Origin of the sequence: Chryseobacterium ureilyticum (assembly GCF_900156735.1) — a bacterium.
In the GTDB taxonomy this organism is placed as follows: domain Bacteria; phylum Bacteroidota; class Bacteroidia; order Flavobacteriales; family Weeksellaceae; genus Chryseobacterium; species Chryseobacterium ureilyticum.
Genome location: NZ_FTOL01000008.1, coordinates 209,192 through 224,239 on the forward strand (window position 1 = coordinate 209,192; position 15,048 = coordinate 224,239).

At 33.2% G+C, this 15,048-nt stretch carries 19 protein-coding genes and 1 tRNA gene; 14 read left to right on the plus strand and 6 right to left on the minus strand.

The features are described from left to right. Positions 1 to 11 precede the first annotated feature (11 nt). Together BW983_RS19400 and BW983_RS19405 are read left to right on the plus strand one after the other, a co-directional pair. Complete coding sequence (locus tag BW983_RS19400; protein ID WP_076553452.1) at positions 12 to 455, plus strand: hypothetical protein; 444 nt, start codon at positions 12 to 14, stop codon at positions 453 to 455. A 143-nt stretch (positions 456 to 598) separates the two neighbouring features. After that, positions 599 to 1,036, plus strand: coding sequence for a hypothetical protein (locus BW983_RS19405; protein ID WP_076553453.1), 438 nt, complete (start codon positions 599 to 601; stop codon positions 1,034 to 1,036). 223 nt (positions 1,037 to 1,259) lie between these two features. Here BW983_RS19405 and BW983_RS24180 read toward each other — a convergent pair whose 3' ends face one another. Next, entirely contained in the window at positions 1,260 to 1,433 is a 174-nt protein-coding gene (locus tag BW983_RS24180; RefSeq protein WP_167370012.1) for a hypothetical protein, read from the minus strand. A 738-nt stretch (positions 1,434 to 2,171) separates the two neighbouring features. On the opposite strand from BW983_RS24180, the gene BW983_RS19410 reads away from it, so the two are divergent. Next, positions 2,172 to 3,578 (plus strand): hypothetical protein, encoded by a 1,407-nt coding sequence (locus BW983_RS19410; RefSeq protein ID WP_076553454.1) that lies wholly within the window; start codon positions 2,172 to 2,174, stop codon positions 3,576 to 3,578. 52 nt (positions 3,579 to 3,630) lie between these two features. On the opposite strand, the gene BW983_RS19415 is transcribed toward BW983_RS19410, so the two are convergent. Then, the gene (locus tag BW983_RS19415; RefSeq protein ID WP_076553455.1) at positions 3,631 to 3,861 is read right to left on the minus strand and encodes a hypothetical protein; all 231 of its coding nucleotides are present in this window, start codon (positions 3,859 to 3,861) and stop codon (positions 3,631 to 3,633) included. Between the two features lie 87 nt (positions 3,862 to 3,948). Then, positions 3,949 to 4,025 (minus strand) — tRNA-Ala (locus BW983_RS19420). A gap of 145 nt (positions 4,026 to 4,170) precedes the next feature. Here BW983_RS19420 and BW983_RS23895 point away from each other — a divergent pair. The 3 genes from BW983_RS23895 to BW983_RS19430 all read left to right on the plus strand — a co-directional run bounded on the left by BW983_RS23895 (position 4,171) and on the right by BW983_RS19430 (position 6,064). After that, a complete protein-coding gene (locus tag BW983_RS23895; RefSeq protein WP_139329317.1) occupies positions 4,171 to 4,347 on the plus strand; it encodes a YodC family protein in 177 nt (58 codons plus the stop codon). A gap of 395 nt (positions 4,348 to 4,742) precedes the next feature. Then, entirely contained in the window at positions 4,743 to 5,189 is a 447-nt protein-coding gene (locus BW983_RS19425; protein WP_076553456.1) for a hypothetical protein, read from the plus strand. Then, complete coding sequence (locus tag BW983_RS19430) at positions 5,186 to 6,064, plus strand: hypothetical protein (protein ID WP_139329318.1); 879 nt, start codon at positions 5,186 to 5,188, stop codon at positions 6,062 to 6,064. Before BW983_RS19425 ends, BW983_RS19430 begins: the two co-directional genes overlap by 4 nt. 59 nt (positions 6,065 to 6,123) lie before the next feature. On the opposite strand, the gene BW983_RS19435 is transcribed toward BW983_RS19430, so the two are convergent. Then, positions 6,124 to 6,807: a hypothetical protein gene (locus tag BW983_RS19435; protein WP_139329319.1), complete on the minus strand. Its 684-nt coding sequence runs from the start codon at positions 6,805 to 6,807 to the stop codon at positions 6,124 to 6,126. Positions 6,808 to 7,174: 367 nt separating this feature from the next. Between BW983_RS19435 and BW983_RS19440 the strand changes: the two genes are divergently transcribed. Beyond that, a complete protein-coding gene (locus BW983_RS19440; protein WP_076553459.1) occupies positions 7,175 to 7,543 on the plus strand; it encodes a hypothetical protein in 369 nt (122 codons plus the stop codon). A gap of 36 nt (positions 7,544 to 7,579) precedes the next feature. On the opposite strand, the gene BW983_RS19445 is transcribed toward BW983_RS19440, so the two are convergent. After that, positions 7,580 to 8,215, minus strand: coding sequence for a hypothetical protein (locus BW983_RS19445; protein WP_076553460.1), 636 nt, complete (start codon positions 8,213 to 8,215; stop codon positions 7,580 to 7,582). Between the two features lie 152 nt (positions 8,216 to 8,367). On the opposite strand from BW983_RS19445, the gene BW983_RS19450 reads away from it, so the two are divergent. From BW983_RS19450 to BW983_RS19460, 3 genes are all read left to right on the plus strand, one after another. Further along, positions 8,368 to 8,940 carry a C40 family peptidase gene (locus BW983_RS19450; protein WP_139329320.1) on the plus strand — a complete coding sequence of 191 codons (573 nt, stop codon included), beginning with the start codon at positions 8,368 to 8,370 and terminating at the stop codon, positions 8,938 to 8,940. Positions 8,941 to 8,973: 33 nt separating this feature from the next. Beyond that, a complete protein-coding gene (locus BW983_RS19455; RefSeq protein ID WP_076553461.1) occupies positions 8,974 to 9,300 on the plus strand; it encodes a LytR/AlgR family response regulator transcription factor in 327 nt (108 codons plus the stop codon). A 107-nt stretch (positions 9,301 to 9,407) separates the two neighbouring features. Next, on the plus strand, positions 9,408 to 9,809 hold the full coding sequence (locus tag BW983_RS19460; protein ID WP_076553462.1) for a DUF2255 family protein: 402 nt from the start codon (positions 9,408 to 9,410) through the stop codon (positions 9,807 to 9,809). A gap of 208 nt (positions 9,810 to 10,017) precedes the next feature. Here BW983_RS19460 and BW983_RS19465 read toward each other — a convergent pair whose 3' ends face one another. Next, on the minus strand, positions 10,018 to 11,208 hold the full coding sequence (locus BW983_RS19465; RefSeq protein WP_076553463.1) for an MFS transporter: 1,191 nt from the start codon (positions 11,206 to 11,208) through the stop codon (positions 10,018 to 10,020). Between the two features lie 88 nt (positions 11,209 to 11,296). On the opposite strand from BW983_RS19465, the gene BW983_RS19470 reads away from it, so the two are divergent. The 4 genes from BW983_RS19470 to BW983_RS19485 all read left to right on the plus strand — a co-directional run bounded on the left by BW983_RS19470 (position 11,297) and on the right by BW983_RS19485 (position 15,046). Continuing rightward, positions 11,297 to 12,145, plus strand: a complete 849-nt coding sequence (locus BW983_RS19470; protein WP_076553500.1) for an AraC family transcriptional regulator — start codon at positions 11,297 to 11,299, stop codon at positions 12,143 to 12,145. 194 nt (positions 12,146 to 12,339) lie between these two features. Next, positions 12,340 to 12,951, plus strand: a complete 612-nt coding sequence (locus tag BW983_RS19475; RefSeq protein ID WP_076553464.1) for a methyltransferase family protein — start codon at positions 12,340 to 12,342, stop codon at positions 12,949 to 12,951. Positions 12,952 to 13,034: 83 nt separating this feature from the next. Then, positions 13,035 to 13,847 (plus strand): 2,3,4,5-tetrahydropyridine-2,6-dicarboxylate N-succinyltransferase, encoded by an 813-nt coding sequence (locus tag BW983_RS19480; protein ID WP_076553465.1) that lies wholly within the window; start codon positions 13,035 to 13,037, stop codon positions 13,845 to 13,847. A 29-nt stretch (positions 13,848 to 13,876) separates the two neighbouring features. Continuing rightward, positions 13,877 to 15,046, plus strand: coding sequence for a glycosyltransferase family 87 protein (locus tag BW983_RS19485; protein WP_076553466.1), 1,170 nt, complete (start codon positions 13,877 to 13,879; stop codon positions 15,044 to 15,046). Positions 15,047 to 15,048 lie beyond the last annotated feature (2 nt).

Consider the following 15,048-nt stretch of genomic DNA (forward strand, 5'->3'; position numbering starts at 1 on the left):
TTTTATAGTTTATGTCATATACACAAGAAAACTTTCAGGAGTGGATTTTTTTCATTGGAGAAAAAATGGACTCCTTTACAGAAGACTTTGCAAAAGAGAATAACATTAATTTAGATTATAGTATCAAATCACTAGATGAATTAGAGAAATGGATTATCAATAATTATTCATCTATCAACAATTTAAAGGAAGACCCTAAAATGTTAGACCTTCTTACCATTTATATTGGAGAAACATTTAGAAAACATTTAGGAGGCAAATGGGTTATGGATACTGAAGATCAGGATAATGCTTATTATATGATGCCAGTTCTTACAAGCCCTGATTATAAAGGGGAAGTATATAAAGCTCCAAGAACTTTTGCAACAGCTTCCATCCCAAGAAAAAAAGGAAATTATATCAGTACTATTTTAAAGAATAATATGGAAGATATGGCGATTCCTATTAATGAATAAATTGAATCCGTGAAATCTTTACCGGATTTATAAAATTGTTCGAAATAATAAAAATATATTAATAATACTTTTAGGCTGCTTTGAGAACAAGCAGCTTTTTTATTTACTCAAGAATTATAAAATTATAGAACACCTTAATTATTATGAAAATAGAAAATATGATTCTTCCAGGAAAAGAAGAATTTGATCTTAGAGAGTACAGATACATTTATATTCAAAGTGGTAATGGAAAAATTACAAAAGATAATTTTGTTAATATAATTGCATCTGCCAATTCACCTTTAATCCCCAAAAAAGGAGGTGTTTTAAGTGAGAATTTTATTATAATTACCCCAGATAACAAGCACTTTTATGGGTTATCCTATTCAAAAGATTTAATTGGATGGAGGCAGCAGATTGAAAAAGGGATAGTAATACTTGATCTAAATATAGGGGAAATTAAGGATGGAAAATATTTTTCTATACTTAATGGAGAAAAATATAAATTAGAAGATTGTCAGTTTGAACGTTATAATTTTTATGATGAAACAGGTAATTTAATAAAGTCCAACACTCCTGTAGAAAAAGAAAAAATATTATAAAAATTAGACTGTCATAACAGACAGTCTAATTTTTTTATCTTATTACGAAAAAGTTTATAATTTTGATATTGAGGATAATGAAAACTATTATTTTTCAATTCGTTATAATCTAAACTACAGCAAAGGTATTGTGCTTTATGAAAACCACTTAAAGCTTTTACAGCAACATTTGCGTGTTTACCTATATTATTTCCACGGCTTAAAGATACAGGGGAAATAAATTTTAATCCTTCAACTCTTCCTCATTTTTCGGTTTGAAATTTCTACCTACACCTTGTCTAAGGAATGTTATTTTACCTTGTACTTTCTTTGCTTTTTCAAGTATTTCTAGGGCTTTAGTACGTTCGTTAACTTTGCCCGCATGTGTTATATTGTCCTGAATATTACTTTTTTTCATAATTCAATTTAGTGATTTTTTTTGACAAAACCAAATAATTATACAGGTTGTCTTAACACTTTATATCAAGCCCTAAGAAAAACAGTAGTCAAAATTCTAATTCCAGTTTTTCAATGTTTAATTTAAACCTATTGATTGCTGATTTTACCACTTTAACGTGTTCTGGGGTATAAGTCCTTCTTTATATTTGGATACTTGAATTATTCAAGTATCTACTGATTTTACAGAAGAACGTCCTACAGGCGTTTTTTATTGCTACAACAGATCATAATTTTCAAAAGGATTATTTATATACTTGTTTGTGTTTCAGAATATTTTTATTAAAAAGATACCACAAAAATCAACTTTTCATTAAAAAGTAATGATAATGGTATGTGTATTGTTTGTGTTAATACTAGTTTGAATAAATACAACCTACAACACCACATCATTTATCTATACTTAATCACACAATCAAAACTTCATTTTTTTATGAAGTTTTTTTTATTTTCGTCTCGTTTGTGGTTTATTTATGAACTAATAAGTCTGTGCATGCCTATCTTTTTGAGAGGTGTTTTTGTTTGTAAGTGTCATGAATAAAGGGTTTCCAATAAATTATTTTACATATCACTTACCAATGAAATAATTTATATATCTGTTTTAATAACTTTTAAATGATTGTACCCTCCCTTTTATGATACTTTACTATATAACTAGTAAAGATTTCTGCTTTAATGAAAATCATTTAAAATATATATTATGAAACCTTTTAAAATTTGTTGTTCTGCAATTTTTTTATCAGCCGGTTATATTGTTTATGGACAAATAGGGATCAATACACCCACACCACAAACAACTTTAGATGTTGTTGCCAAGAATGCTACTGGGAATTCTACTTCTCCTGATGGATTATTGGTTCCCAGAATAGATAGGCAAAGAGCTCAGGTGATGACTGGAACTGCCGTTTCTACTCTGGTGTATGTTAACAATATTGCAACAGGTACACAAGGTGGAGCAGCTGTAAATATAGATACAGTAGGTTACTATTATTATAATGGGTCTGTTTGGGTAAAACTTCATAATCCCTCTAATACAAGTTCTGTAACTAATAATATTTATACAGCTGATGGAGCTCTAACAGGAAACAGAGTTGTAACTCAAGGTACTAATACCTTAGCATTTACAGGAACTTCGGTAAATGCTTTTTCGGTAGATGGAACTACACTATCAGCAGATGCAGCAAATCATCGGATAGGAATTGGTACATCTACTCCTGCAGTAACGTTGAATGTTCTTCCAGTGACAAATGAGGCATCAATAGATGTTATTGCGGCAGGGGCAAGGAATTGTGGGATTCCTTGTGGAAACCCAGAAATCCGGAATATTACGATGTATAATGATCAACAATGGGCAACACAGTTTGCTACATTAGATTTTATTCCAGGTCTTACCGCAACCTCGCCATCAGGGGCTGCGATAAGAGGAATAGACAGAGATATCAATAATAATTATGCTGGGTTGCAGTTTTATACCCGAAATGCTACAGATTATGCTCCAAGATTAACGGTCAAATCATCAGGAAATGTAGGAATAGGCACTACTACACCAAATGTAAAACTGCACACAGTAGGTACTGCGCCCTATACAGCATTTCAGCTTCAGGATGGAAATGAAGGAATTAATAAGGTTTTAGCGAGCGATAATACTGGTAGAGCAACATGGGTCACTAGCTCAAGTACTATAGCAACAGTACTTGGAACTATGAATACTACAGTAAAACCAGTGGCTGCAAATACGCTCATTGGATCAAGTTTAACCCTACCTGCAGGAAGATGGTTGGTTTATATAGGGCAATTATTGTATAGCTCAAGTGCTGCCAACGCTGCTAACAACTCATGGGTTCGTATTACGCTGAGTAGCAGTAATACTGTTTTAGCTAATACAACTTTTTCTTTTTTAGCCAGTAATCTGGTAGCGGGGTGGTTGTCTCCAAGTGCAGCAAGCGGAACTGGATATTCCTTTTTAACGGGAGTTATTCCCATACAGGTTAATACACCCACTACAATATATTCATGGTTTAGAGCTATTGATAGCACAGGAACTCCTCCAGGAGCTAATGTTGGAAATAATGGGGAGAATTATTTATTTGCCAGCCCTATGAATTAGAAAAGAAGAAATATATAATTTAAAAGAAAAAGGCGGCAGATTTTGACATTACCTAATCCCATTTGTAAATAATAAAACAAACCCTTGTTAATTCAGGGGTTTTATTTTGGAAGGGTGTAAGAAGTTCCGTTAAGGTGATCTTTAGCCATTGCTTCTTGAATGGTAATTTTTTTGCTAAAATGTCTTTTTCAGAAAGAACTTTCTTAGTTGAAATGTTTTCCGGATTCGTGTAAATGAACAGATCAGAATAACTGCATCCGTTCGGCATTTGATTTTTGAACATATATTGTATTAATTATTTGGTACACGATTAATACAATTACAAGAATTGAAATATATAGCAAACTCTTTATTGGGGCGTGGTTTGCAGTGGTGGAGAATACGGGATTCGAACCCGTGACCTTTTGACTGCCAGTCAAACGCGCTAGCCAACTGCGCCAATCCCCCGTGTGAAGCGGTACAAAAGTAAGTATTTATATGATATATGCAAATGTTTTGTTTAAATTTTATTTTAAGTAGTTTTATATACAATTGATCATAAAATATATCTCAATTTTCCTATATTTGATATTAACTTTTAAACTCAATACGAATGGAATTAAAAATAGGAGATACGGTCTACTTAAAATCAGATGCAAGAACCATAATGACAATCAATGACATCGGAATGAGAGGTCCCGAATATTTAGAATGTATTTGGTTTTCTCAAGAAATTTTGCAAATAGGTGAATTTCATAGAGATACTTTAGTAAGATACGATAGAGATTAATATAAAAACTGTCCCGTTATCGGGGCAGTTTTATTTTAGAAATAATTATTAAAACTTTCCTATCAACATAGAAAAAAATCGTAGATTTATTAGATAGAATTAACTTCAATTTTTTCTACATCGGGAATGCCGAAAACCGTATTGAATAGAGTAGGCGTCCAAAACTAGTAACCGAATTATGTCAACACCAGATAAATACAGAGTGTACGATATAGTCTTACACCTTGTTATATTACCCCATCTTTTTCATATCAATATTATAGTCACGGAAATAAACGACTAAAATGGTTTCGTACTTTTTTAGTTGTATCAACTCATTTGGATATTGATCAGGATTGTATTTCCTTATTCGCAGAGTAAATTTTGTTATTTCATTAACCATAAAAACAAAAATCATGAGCAGAAAAAATCAATTCATCAAAGTACATCCGCAGTCATTTGATAATCTCATGAAAGCGGTCAAGAAATTTGAAAAGACCAATCCAGCCATAAAGGTCAAGAATATGAAACTGAGTAAATTTCTGGTTGAGGTTTCCGATTATCAGAATAGTACAGCAACCATTGCTTATCAGGTAAAAAGAGCTATTCTGTTGGTATATGGAGATAGAGATACAGATCCATTGACAATTGATGATAACATTAATATGTCTACTTATGGCTTTAGTGATCCTGAGAATTATAATGATCTTACCGCCTCCTTTAACAAAATTGCAAAAAGTCAAAATCCATCTGCCCGTAAACTGTTGCGGAAAGAAGTAAGAGCATGTGTGAAAGTAAAAAACTGCGTTGAGCTTGTAAGAAAAGTCAGTGATGTTTCACCTACTAAAGTCAATGTGAAATGAAAAAGTTACCCCTTACAATATTTGTACTGATGCTTTGCAATTCATTACAGGCACAGGAAGAACCAGAAGAGAAAAAAACAAGTGAATCTGCATTTTGGAAGCATATCCTAATCAGTGAATCAATGGAAACAGCTGAAAAGAAAGAGAAACCAGCTCAGTTTATGCTTACGTTTCCTAAAAATGCACCATCATCATGGTTGATCAATCTGGGAGTAGGCTATAAATGGGACTCTTCAGAAACAGGAATCTCAAAGATTATGTTAGAATATCATAAAAATACTTTAACTGAGAAAAAACAGGATAATCTTCAGGTAGGGTATGGGTTGGTAGAAAAGCTAACACCAAATGCAAGCAGTGCTTTATATATCAATGCTGATGGAAGATATGTTTATGATGCTGTAGGAACAAAAAATTCATTAGCATCAACGGTACTTTTCAGTTGGTATAAAAGAGGAGAAAAAGGACTGAATTTGAATACTGAAACAAGATTCAATAAAGGAAAAAGAGAATTGATGTTGACGCTTTATGGAGGTACACAAATTCAGGGGATTTTCAATGCAAAAGATAAAGATGCGAAGGGCTTTATTATAAGACCCCTTTATGTACTGGGAGCACAGTACCAATTTATGAATGAGTCCGGTAAACCTTTTATCCGTCTGAGTTTAGATTATACAGGGAGGGTAGATGCTGTAAATACTTCAGAATATAAAGAAGATTATACAGATCTTTTCAAAGCAGGAGCTGATATTTTTATTGTTAATGAGCCTGTAAATATTTCCATAGGAGGTAGTTTCAATTATGGTTCAGATCCAATGAAAGGGTTAGCGGAGCAACAATTCTGGTTGGTAAGTTTGAATATCGGTAAGAAAAAGTAAAAAAAGTTTTCAATAAAAATAGCCATGTATATTGCATGGCTATTTTTTATAAGTTTTTATTATAAACTTCTTGATCGTGCAACTGAAAGTAGATACACTAAGTGCGAATACATACTGCGTTTTACAGATTCTATCTTTACATTACCTGTGGCTGGAGTAATGGTAGTTACAAGATCAGTGGTACATTGTCCTGCAAAGTCTCCACTTCCCTGGTAACGTGCTAAATTAGGGCTTGGATGATGAATGATAGGATAGCTAGGTGCAACCTGATTAAGAATAGGGGTTGTATTCGTATATCCTTTATTATCAATATAATTAGCTCTCCATGTACCGGAGAAATTACCATTCCCTGAAAGAATTTCCTGTCCTATTACAATTTGTGTATGGATAGGAGTTTCGAAGTTTGTACATGAAGTATAATGATTCAGAGAAACCGTGCAAGAAGAAGAATTATCGCCAGGCTGGAAACATTTACCTTCATATATTACAGCTCTTTGCTCGGCAGCAGATAAAGAATTGTTTAATATTGCTTTTGGAGATAAAACTTCAGAAGGTGAGATTAATGAGAGTTCCCCTTGTGTATCTGCTACAACAATCATTTTATCAGGGTTTGATAAGTCTCTTACTCTTACAGAGCCATTTACATCTAAGGTTTTAGTAGGAGTGGTGGTGTTAATCCCCACTTGTGCGCTTACACAACTACAAAAAGTAAGCGCTGATAACAAAAAAGTCTTTGTTTTCATGGTGAAATTTTGAATACGATTAATTTTTCACTAAGGTAAGAAATATTGTTGATAGCGGAAAATATCAGTGTTAAATATACTTAATTCAGTTTATTAATATTGTAAATTGAATTAAATAACGAAAATTTTACATTAAACCTTTTAATGTTTTATGACTGCTTTTAAATTCATGAATTTGTTTGGGAAATATTTGTATTTTAGTCGGAATATGTTTGTTTTTAATAAATATATTGACGACTGATTAAAATTCAGATAATTTGAATTAAAAAATTAGTAGATTTGCACGGAACAAAAAATAAATACATTATTAAACTCTTTCTCTGTAACAGGAGATAACAGGATTTTTGGTTATAAAACTACTGAAACTATGAAGAAACTTTTTTTACTTTTATTAACAGGATTTTTATTTATCGGTTGCAGCTCTGATGATGAAACTATTTATGATTATATAGGAACATGGTCAGGAACATATGAAGGTGCTGATAAAGGAGTCTGGAACTTTGTGGTAGACAATACAGGTAAAGTGTCAGGAACAATGCATTCCGAAGTTAGTAATGAAAATTATAATATTTCCGGAACCTTAAATAATACAGGAGATCTTAACGGAACAGTAGGATTACCTTCAAAAGGAGAGTTCAAAGGAAAATTGAATCCAGATAAAAAAGGAAACGGAAGCTGGTCCAATTCACTTCCCACACCTGCTCAATATGGCACCTGGAAAGGTACAAAGAAATAAAAAAAGAAAAGTCTGCAGAATTGCAGACTTTTTTATTTATACAAACCCCATGTGGGTAATTTCATTTTTATTATCCTTTAATACCGCAAAATACAATAGAAAATCTTCGTTTGTAAATTGTTTTTCAAAAGGAGTATATTCCTGATTCAAAATGATTTCCTCTTCAACGCATTCGGCATTATAACCCTCCCCATCCAGTTTTACCGTAGAAAGAACAGCATTATCTGCGATATTAGCGTTTTTTATCCAAAGACTCTGATCTTGAACTTCAATATCATTTGCCAGATTTTTAATTACTCCAAATTGAAATTCTCTGAGAAGTTTTTTTCCGCTTTCAGTTCGCAACCCACTTTCAACTGTTCGTTTTCCCCGTTCAGAAATAGTATCCAAATCCTTTATCTCAGTCATCAGTTTTGCAAATTTCTGATAGAGTAGAGGATCACCAGCTTCTTTAATATAGGTGGAAAGACTAGCTCGTATAATTTTCCCCACTTTAGAACAATGCCCGAATTCCGAACTGTTTTGCCTTACTTTTTCATAGGAAGGATTCTTTTTAAAAGCTGTTTTATTGAACCCGCTTTTCTTCCGAACAACATTTTTTCCATTCAGATTATAAAAAACAAGGTCACCTACAGCCCCTTTGATCTTAATTATACTTTCATATGTTGCCATATTGCAAAATTGAAGTCAAATATAGCAATAAATAATGTAAATCAAAATTTTAACATATATTTATCATATAGTTGTAGTATAGTTTTATTATAATTAAAATATAAAATGTATATTTGTGCATCAATCGTTAATAAGGTAAAAATCAGAGGAATATGAGATCGGGATTGTTGAAAAATAAAATAAGTATAAAGCGGCTGTCTGTTTTACTGATTGCATCTGCTTTTGTAGTGTCTTGCGGAACGTCAAAAAAGGTTTCATCCAACAAAAAAACTGGAGGTAAGACGGTGACAAAATCTGAAAACCTCAGAAAGCTTGATTCTAGATTTGATGGAAATGTTTCAAGATCAATCAATGATATTTTAAAAGATGCAGAAAAATACCTGGGCACACCTTATAAATTCGGAGGAAACACCTCATCAGGTTTCGATTGTTCCGGATTTACAGTAAAAGTATTTGAAGAAAATTCACTTGACCTTCCCAGAAGATCTTCCGATCAGGCTGGTGCCGGGAAAAATATTGATATCAGGGAAGTAAAACCAGGAGACTTATTATTCTTTGCAACGGCAGGAGGAAGTAGAGTTTCTCATGTAGGAATTGTACATGATATCGGTCCGGATGGAGAAGTGAAATTTATCCACGCCTCTACATCCAAAGGTGTTATTATTTCCTCATTAAACGAAAAATACTGGAATAAAGCCTATCTTCACGCTCAAAGAGTTTTATAAATAAACAATAACCAACCCATGATTTAAAGTCTGATGGAGAACAGAACATTTGCTTTTATTAAAACAGACAAAAAATTGGTGAAAATTTTCTTTAAAGACATCAATTTCATCAAAGGGCTTGGAAATTATGTGGAAGTTCATACCACAGATCAGAAAAGATATATTTACTACAAAACACTCAAAGATTTGATTGAAACCCTGCCTGAAGAATTTATGCGGGTTCACAACTCGTATATTATCAACCTGACCAATATTCAATCCTTTGAAGATAATCAGCTTTTATGTGGTGATTTAAAAATAACGGTTGCTAAGAGTTATAAAGATTGCCTTCTGGAAAGTCTTGGTAAAATGATGCTTTAGATCATCCGCATTCACAAAATATCCATCTGCATATTATTTCTGATCATCTGTATAAAAAAGTTTTCATTCAGTTTTTCTTGTTTTAGTTTTACCTAAAACTTATCAGAATGAATATAAATAATGCATTAGACTATATCAAAGAAAATAACCTCATCGGAATAAAAGCTGGACTACAAAGACCACACTTCCTGAACATCTGGATGGTAGTTGTAGAAAACAGAATTTTTGCCCGATCATGGGGACTTGCGGAAAAGAGCTGGTATAACACCTTTTTGGAGAACTCAGAAGGACAAATCCAGTGTGGAAGTACTATTTATAAAATAGAAGCATTGGTTCCTGATGATCTAAATCAAATCACTGATGAAATCAATAAAGCATATCTTAAAAAATATAACTTTGGCGATAACAGTAAGTATGCAATAGGTATTATCGAGGAAAAGCATATCGATAAAACAATGGAATTCGTTATTGATGTAAACGCTAATGACTCAAATTCTTTTCATGGATAATCACAATACATAAAATCGTATTTTTATCTCTATTTGAAAACGCTTCAATATTGTATTCAATAGCAACGGGCTTTAGCCCGTTGACAAAAAAGATCAAACATTCCATTGGCTTTAGCCAAAACATAATTAATAATAGCCAAACAAAGCAATCCATCTTTATGGGATGGATTGTTTTCATTTAAAATATAATTGCTATATAATGTATTGATTAAATGTGCCCACAAGCAGGTACTGCAAGTTCTTTTTCATCGTCATTTTCTTTATTAGCTGCAATACTTTTTGGAAAAGAAAAGAAACTCAGAACAAAAGTAGCGATAAGGAGCAAAACACTTACAGAAAGAATATGCTGTACTCCATAATAGGAACTTACAATTCCGCCAAGAAATGCACCTAATGAAATTCCAATATTAAAAGATGATGTAAGCAAGCTGTTTACAAACTCCAGTGCATGATGAGGAATGTTTTGTGTAGTTCTGATATTTGATACCAAAAAACCACCTGTATGAATCATTCCCCAAAAAGATACAATAATGACCATAGGAATAAAAGCTCCTCCCAGTAAGTAAGCTAGAATTTGTACTGTAATTAATAATAGTAAAAACAGTCGTGTTGTTAGTTTTACATTTCGATTTAAGGCAATTCCCATCAGCCAATTCCCAAGAGTTCCCATGCCTCCGAAAAGAAGAAGCATAATACTGATTTGAGCGCCATCCATTCTGGTAATTTCTTCAAGATAAGCAGTAAGATACGTATAGCTGGAGAACATGGCAGCCAATGTCCCAATGGTAGAAATCAGGTTAATCCACAAAAGAGGGTTTTTCAATATGGTTAGCTGGCTTTGCTCAGATTTTTCTTTTTCTGCAGGGATAGAGGGAATGAAAAACAATAATCCCATAAATGCAATTAAACTGATGGCGCTGCTCAGAAAAAAGGATGCTTTCCAATCATGAAAAAAATCAGCCGCATAGGTCGTCATTGGAATACCGAGAACGGTAGCAATACTTAGTCCCAGCATTACAGTAGATACTCCTTTTGCTCCTTTTTCTTTAAATGCAATGGCAATGGAAATATTCCAGAACAGCGGATGCAATATTGCTGGCAATATACGGGCTATCATCAGCATAGTGAAGTTCGTAGAAAAAGCAGATATAAGATTTGAAAGTACAAATATGCTCATCACAAGACACAGCAGTAACTTACGGTTTATTTTGGAGGTAAATGACGTAATAAAGGGTGAAGAAACAGCCACTGTTATTGCAAAAGCACTCAACAGCCATCCTGCAGTATCGATAGATACCCCGAATTGGCGACTGATGGTAGGAAGAATCCCCACAACTCCAAATTCAGTAGTAATAATACCAAACGCACCCAACGCCAGTACATAGATTGATCTTTTCATTGATTCTAAAAATTTTGATGTAGCAAATTTGAACAGAAAAAATGTAAAAAATCAGTATATTTTAATGATAATTAAGTATTTTTACCCTATGAAAAGAGAGAATATAGATCAATTGGTAAAGGTTGAATATCATCAGGCGGATAAATGTCCGTTAAAAGGTAGTCAGTTATCCTTTTTTCAGATCGTATATGTTATTTCGGGAAAAGGATCTTTTACGATAAATGATAATCTCGCTACTTATGGTAAAGGCAGTCTTATTCTATTAACACCGAATGATCAGCATTTTTTGGAAATTAAAGAAAAGACAGAGCTCTTGCTTGTGAAGTTCAGTGAACGGTATATTAAAGATTATAAATGGAACAGCATTAATTCCATAGGATGTTTATTGTATGGAGCATCTTATCTTTCCGGTTGTATACTGCAGAATAAGCCTGATGTTGTTTTAGTTGATTCTATTGTAAATTCACTTTTACACGGTATCAATCATCCGGATCTTTATCAGGAAGAGCTAACTCTGCATTATGTGAACGCTTTGATTGTCATCGCTGCACGAAACATTTCAAAGATGAGAACAGAGAATATTGCTTCCAATACTGATAAAAGAATACTGGAAATCATCAATTACATTCAGGGAAATATCCATGATCCGGCTTTGTTAAAAGTTTCTGTGATTTCTCAAAAATTCGGGCTTTCTGAAACCTACCTTGGAAGCTATTTCAAAAATCAGTCTGGTGAAACGATTACCCATTACATCTTGAATTATAAAATGAGACTTATTGAACATCGGCTTCTTTTCAGTGATATGAGGATCAATGAGATTGTCACAGAATTTGGATTTTCAGATGAAAGTCACCTGAATAAGTTCTTTAAAAAACAGCATAAAATGAGTCTGACAGAATTTAAAAAAGCAAAAGGAAGTATTAAATCTAAAGTTTAAATAAAATATACATGTTATTTATAATCAATATTTAATATTTATTAATTGATGCATTTAATAGAAACGGGATTTTGCCTGTTTACAAAATAAACACAACTACTGTTGGTTTTTGCTAAAACCTAATAAAGAGAAAGAACATTGCAATAACGTTGCATTTCAAAATATCTGAAATTTGTCAAAAAAACAATTACATCATGACAGATTTCATCAGGTTCTTTATTCCTATTTATTTTATACTTTTCTTCACTGTTTCATTTCTTGGAGTGAGTCTGGCAGTAGCTAAAAAGATTGGTAAAAACCCAAACGTGTTGCCGAGAGATGGTTCCGCTTATGCATTAATTGGAAGCTATTTTAAAATAATTTTAGCAGCTTTGTTTATTTATACAATGCTGCCATTGCTGTTTCCTGCTACCGTTCCCATTGCTTTCAGAATCGATATATTAGATCGTAATCCTTTGAAATATATTGGAATTACTCTTATGATGCTGGCTTTTATTTTTGTGGTAATAGCCCAGATTCAAATGAAGAATTCATGGCGGATAGGAATAGATAATGTAATGAAAACCAGCTTGATCACTTCGGGGTTGTTTCAATTTTCAAGAAATCCTATATTTCTGGGTATGACCGTTAGTTTGATAGGTTTTTCCCTTACTTTTCCTACCATTATTGCTTTCTTTTTTTCATTAATCGGAAGTATTCTGATGCAGATTCAGATCCGTCTTGAAGAAGAGCATTTACTGAAGCAACATGGTTCTGTCTATCTGACTTATAAAAAGAGGGTTGGACGTATGCTAAGCCTTTATTAAAAGCATAAACTTAAAAATCTTTTTGCTGAACTTTTTTGTATCTTTGGCGGGTATAATTTTTCAAACTAATTTAAATAAGAAACATGTCGTTACAACAAACTATTGAAAACATTTGGGATAATAGAGAACTATTACAAAATGAAGACAGCCAGAAAGCGATTAGAGAGGTAGTATCTTTATTAGATTCCGGAGAACTTCGTGTAGCTGAACCTACAGAAAACGGATGGCAGGTAAATGAATGGGTGAAGAAAGCAGTAGTAATGTATTTCCCAATCCAGAAGATGGAAACTATTGAGGTAGGTCCATTTGAATTTCATGACAAGATTCCTTTAAAGAAAAATTATGCGGAAAAAGGAGTTAGAGTAGTCCCTCATGCTATTGCAAGAGAAGGTTCTTTCGTAGCTTCAGGTGTTATTTTGATGCCTTCTTATGTAAACATCGGTGCTTACGTAGATTCTGGAACAATGGTAGATACTTGGGCTACAGTAGGAAGCTGTGCACAGATCGGTAAAAACGTTCACCTGAGTGGTGGTGTTGGGATCGGTGGAGTATTGGAGCCATTACAGGCTGCTCCGGTAATCATTGAAGACGATTGTTTCATCGGTTCAAGATGTATCGTAGTAGAAGGAGTTCACGTAGAAAAAGAAGCTGTATTAGGGGCGAATGTTGTTTTAACTGCTTCTACAAAAATTATTGATGTAACAGGTTCTGAACCTATCGAAATTAAAGGCAGAGTTCCTGCACGTTCTGTGGTAATTCCGGGAAGCTATACAAAACATTACCCAGCTGGAGAATACCAGGTTCCATGTGCATTGATTATCGGGCAGAGAAAAGAATCTACAGATAAGAAAACTTCTCTGAATGATGCTTTGAGAGATAATAATGTAGCTGTTTAAGATTAAATTTTTAAGCTAATACCACAATCTTGAAAGAAAAATTTCTTAAAATACTATTAAACCCTAAATATATATTTGGGGTTTATCTTATTATATCGGTTGTTACCGCTATTTCCAAATACCTGAGAGGAGATTACGCGATCAATAATTATCTGATCTTTAAAAACGTATTCTTTAATACCATCGATCAGAAAAACCTGTTTATCCATTATCCAGATCTCTATTTTGATTTAAATCATTACGGAGTATTTTTCAGTGCATTGATTGCTCCATTTGCCATGATGCCTGACTGGTTAGGGATTTCCCTTTGGAATGTTGCCAATACCTTTATTTTTATTTACGGAATTTACAAACTCCCTTTTTCAGATTCCAAGAAAGCCATTTTTGGATTGCTGTGCCTTCAGGAATACATCACAGCAGCATTGAGTTTGCAATTTAATGTGGCACTTACAGGGCTTTTACTCTTATCAGCCGTATATATTTATGAAAGAAAAGAAGTAAAGTCAGTAACGGCAATCTTAATCGGAATATTTGTTAAAATCTATGGAATTGTAGGTCTTACACAGTTTTTCTTTATCAAAAACAAAACAAAATTCATTCTTTCAGGAATCGTTATTGCTGCCGTATTTTTTGCGCTTCCAATGGCGTATTCAAGTCCGAAATTTGTTATTCAGTGTTACTCAGATTGGTTTCAGTCTATCGTAGAAAAAAATAATGAAAATCAGGTGCTTGGAAACATGCAGGATATTTCATTAATGGGCTTTGTAAGAAGAATTTTAGGAGATGCTTCTATTTCCAACCTTGTGTTTTTAGCATTTGGATTACCATTGTTCGCCTTGCCTTATGTAAGAATTAAGCAGTACAAACATTATGCTTTCCAATTGATGATTTTGGCATCAACACTATTATTTTTAGTATTGTTCAGTTCAAGTTCAGAATCTCCAACGTATATCATTGCTGTTGTAGGAGTTCTGATCTGGTTTTTCCTGCAAAAGAAAAGAACACCTTTCATTATCGGATTGTTGGTTTTCGTGATTATCTTCACATGTTTTTCAACCTCGGATTTATTCCCGAAATTTGTAAAAGAGAACTATATTATCAAATATTCTTTAAAAGCAGTCCCTTGCATTGTAATTTGGTTTAGGGTAACATACGAGCTTTTAACCAAAGATTTTGAAAAAAATTACAGCCTGAAATAATA

What these genes read in the sequence shown, in the direction of transcription:
- BW983_RS23895 (WP_139329317.1), top strand. Translation starts at nt 4,171, where the DNA reads ATGGAATTAAAAATAGGAGATACGGTCTACTTAAAATCAGATGCAAGA.
- BW983_RS19430 (WP_139329318.1), top strand. Translation starts at nt 5,186, where the DNA reads ATGAAAAAGTTACCCCTTACAATATTTGTACTGATGCTTTGCAATTCA.
- BW983_RS19460 (WP_076553462.1), top strand. Translation starts at nt 9,408, where the DNA reads ATGAATATAAATAATGCATTAGACTATATCAAAGAAAATAACCTCATC.
- BW983_RS19425 (WP_076553456.1), top strand. Translation starts at nt 4,743, where the DNA reads ATGAGCAGAAAAAATCAATTCATCAAAGTACATCCGCAGTCATTTGAT.
- BW983_RS19470 (WP_076553500.1), top strand. Translation starts at nt 11,297, where the DNA reads ATGAAAAGAGAGAATATAGATCAATTGGTAAAGGTTGAATATCATCAG.
- BW983_RS19455 (WP_076553461.1), top strand. Translation starts at nt 8,974, where the DNA reads ATGGAGAACAGAACATTTGCTTTTATTAAAACAGACAAAAAATTGGTG.
- BW983_RS19405 (WP_076553453.1), top strand. Translation starts at nt 599, where the DNA reads ATGAAAATAGAAAATATGATTCTTCCAGGAAAAGAAGAATTTGATCTT.
- BW983_RS19415 (WP_076553455.1), bottom strand. Translation starts at nt 3,861, where the DNA reads ATGTTCAAAAATCAAATGCCGAACGGATGCAGTTATTCTGATCTGTTC.
- BW983_RS19435 (WP_139329319.1), bottom strand. Translation starts at nt 6,807, where the DNA reads ATGAAAACAAAGACTTTTTTGTTATCAGCGCTTACTTTTTGTAGTTGT.
- BW983_RS19480 (WP_076553465.1), top strand. Translation starts at nt 13,035, where the DNA reads ATGTCGTTACAACAAACTATTGAAAACATTTGGGATAATAGAGAACTA.
- BW983_RS19450 (WP_139329320.1), top strand. Translation starts at nt 8,368, where the DNA reads ATGAGATCGGGATTGTTGAAAAATAAAATAAGTATAAAGCGGCTGTCT.
- BW983_RS19410 (WP_076553454.1), top strand. Translation starts at nt 2,172, where the DNA reads ATGAAACCTTTTAAAATTTGTTGTTCTGCAATTTTTTTATCAGCCGGT.
- BW983_RS19400 (WP_076553452.1), top strand. Translation starts at nt 12, where the DNA reads ATGTCATATACACAAGAAAACTTTCAGGAGTGGATTTTTTTCATTGGA.
- BW983_RS19445 (WP_076553460.1), bottom strand. Translation starts at nt 8,215, where the DNA reads ATGGCAACATATGAAAGTATAATTAAGATCAAAGGGGCTGTAGGTGAC.
- BW983_RS24180 (WP_167370012.1), bottom strand. Translation starts at nt 1,433, where the DNA reads ATGAAAAAAAGTAATATTCAGGACAATATAACACATGCGGGCAAAGTT.
- BW983_RS19475 (WP_076553464.1), top strand. Translation starts at nt 12,340, where the DNA reads ATGACAGATTTCATCAGGTTCTTTATTCCTATTTATTTTATACTTTTC.
- BW983_RS19440 (WP_076553459.1), top strand. Translation starts at nt 7,175, where the DNA reads ATGAAGAAACTTTTTTTACTTTTATTAACAGGATTTTTATTTATCGGT.
- BW983_RS19465 (WP_076553463.1), bottom strand. Translation starts at nt 11,208, where the DNA reads ATGAAAAGATCAATCTATGTACTGGCGTTGGGTGCGTTTGGTATTATT.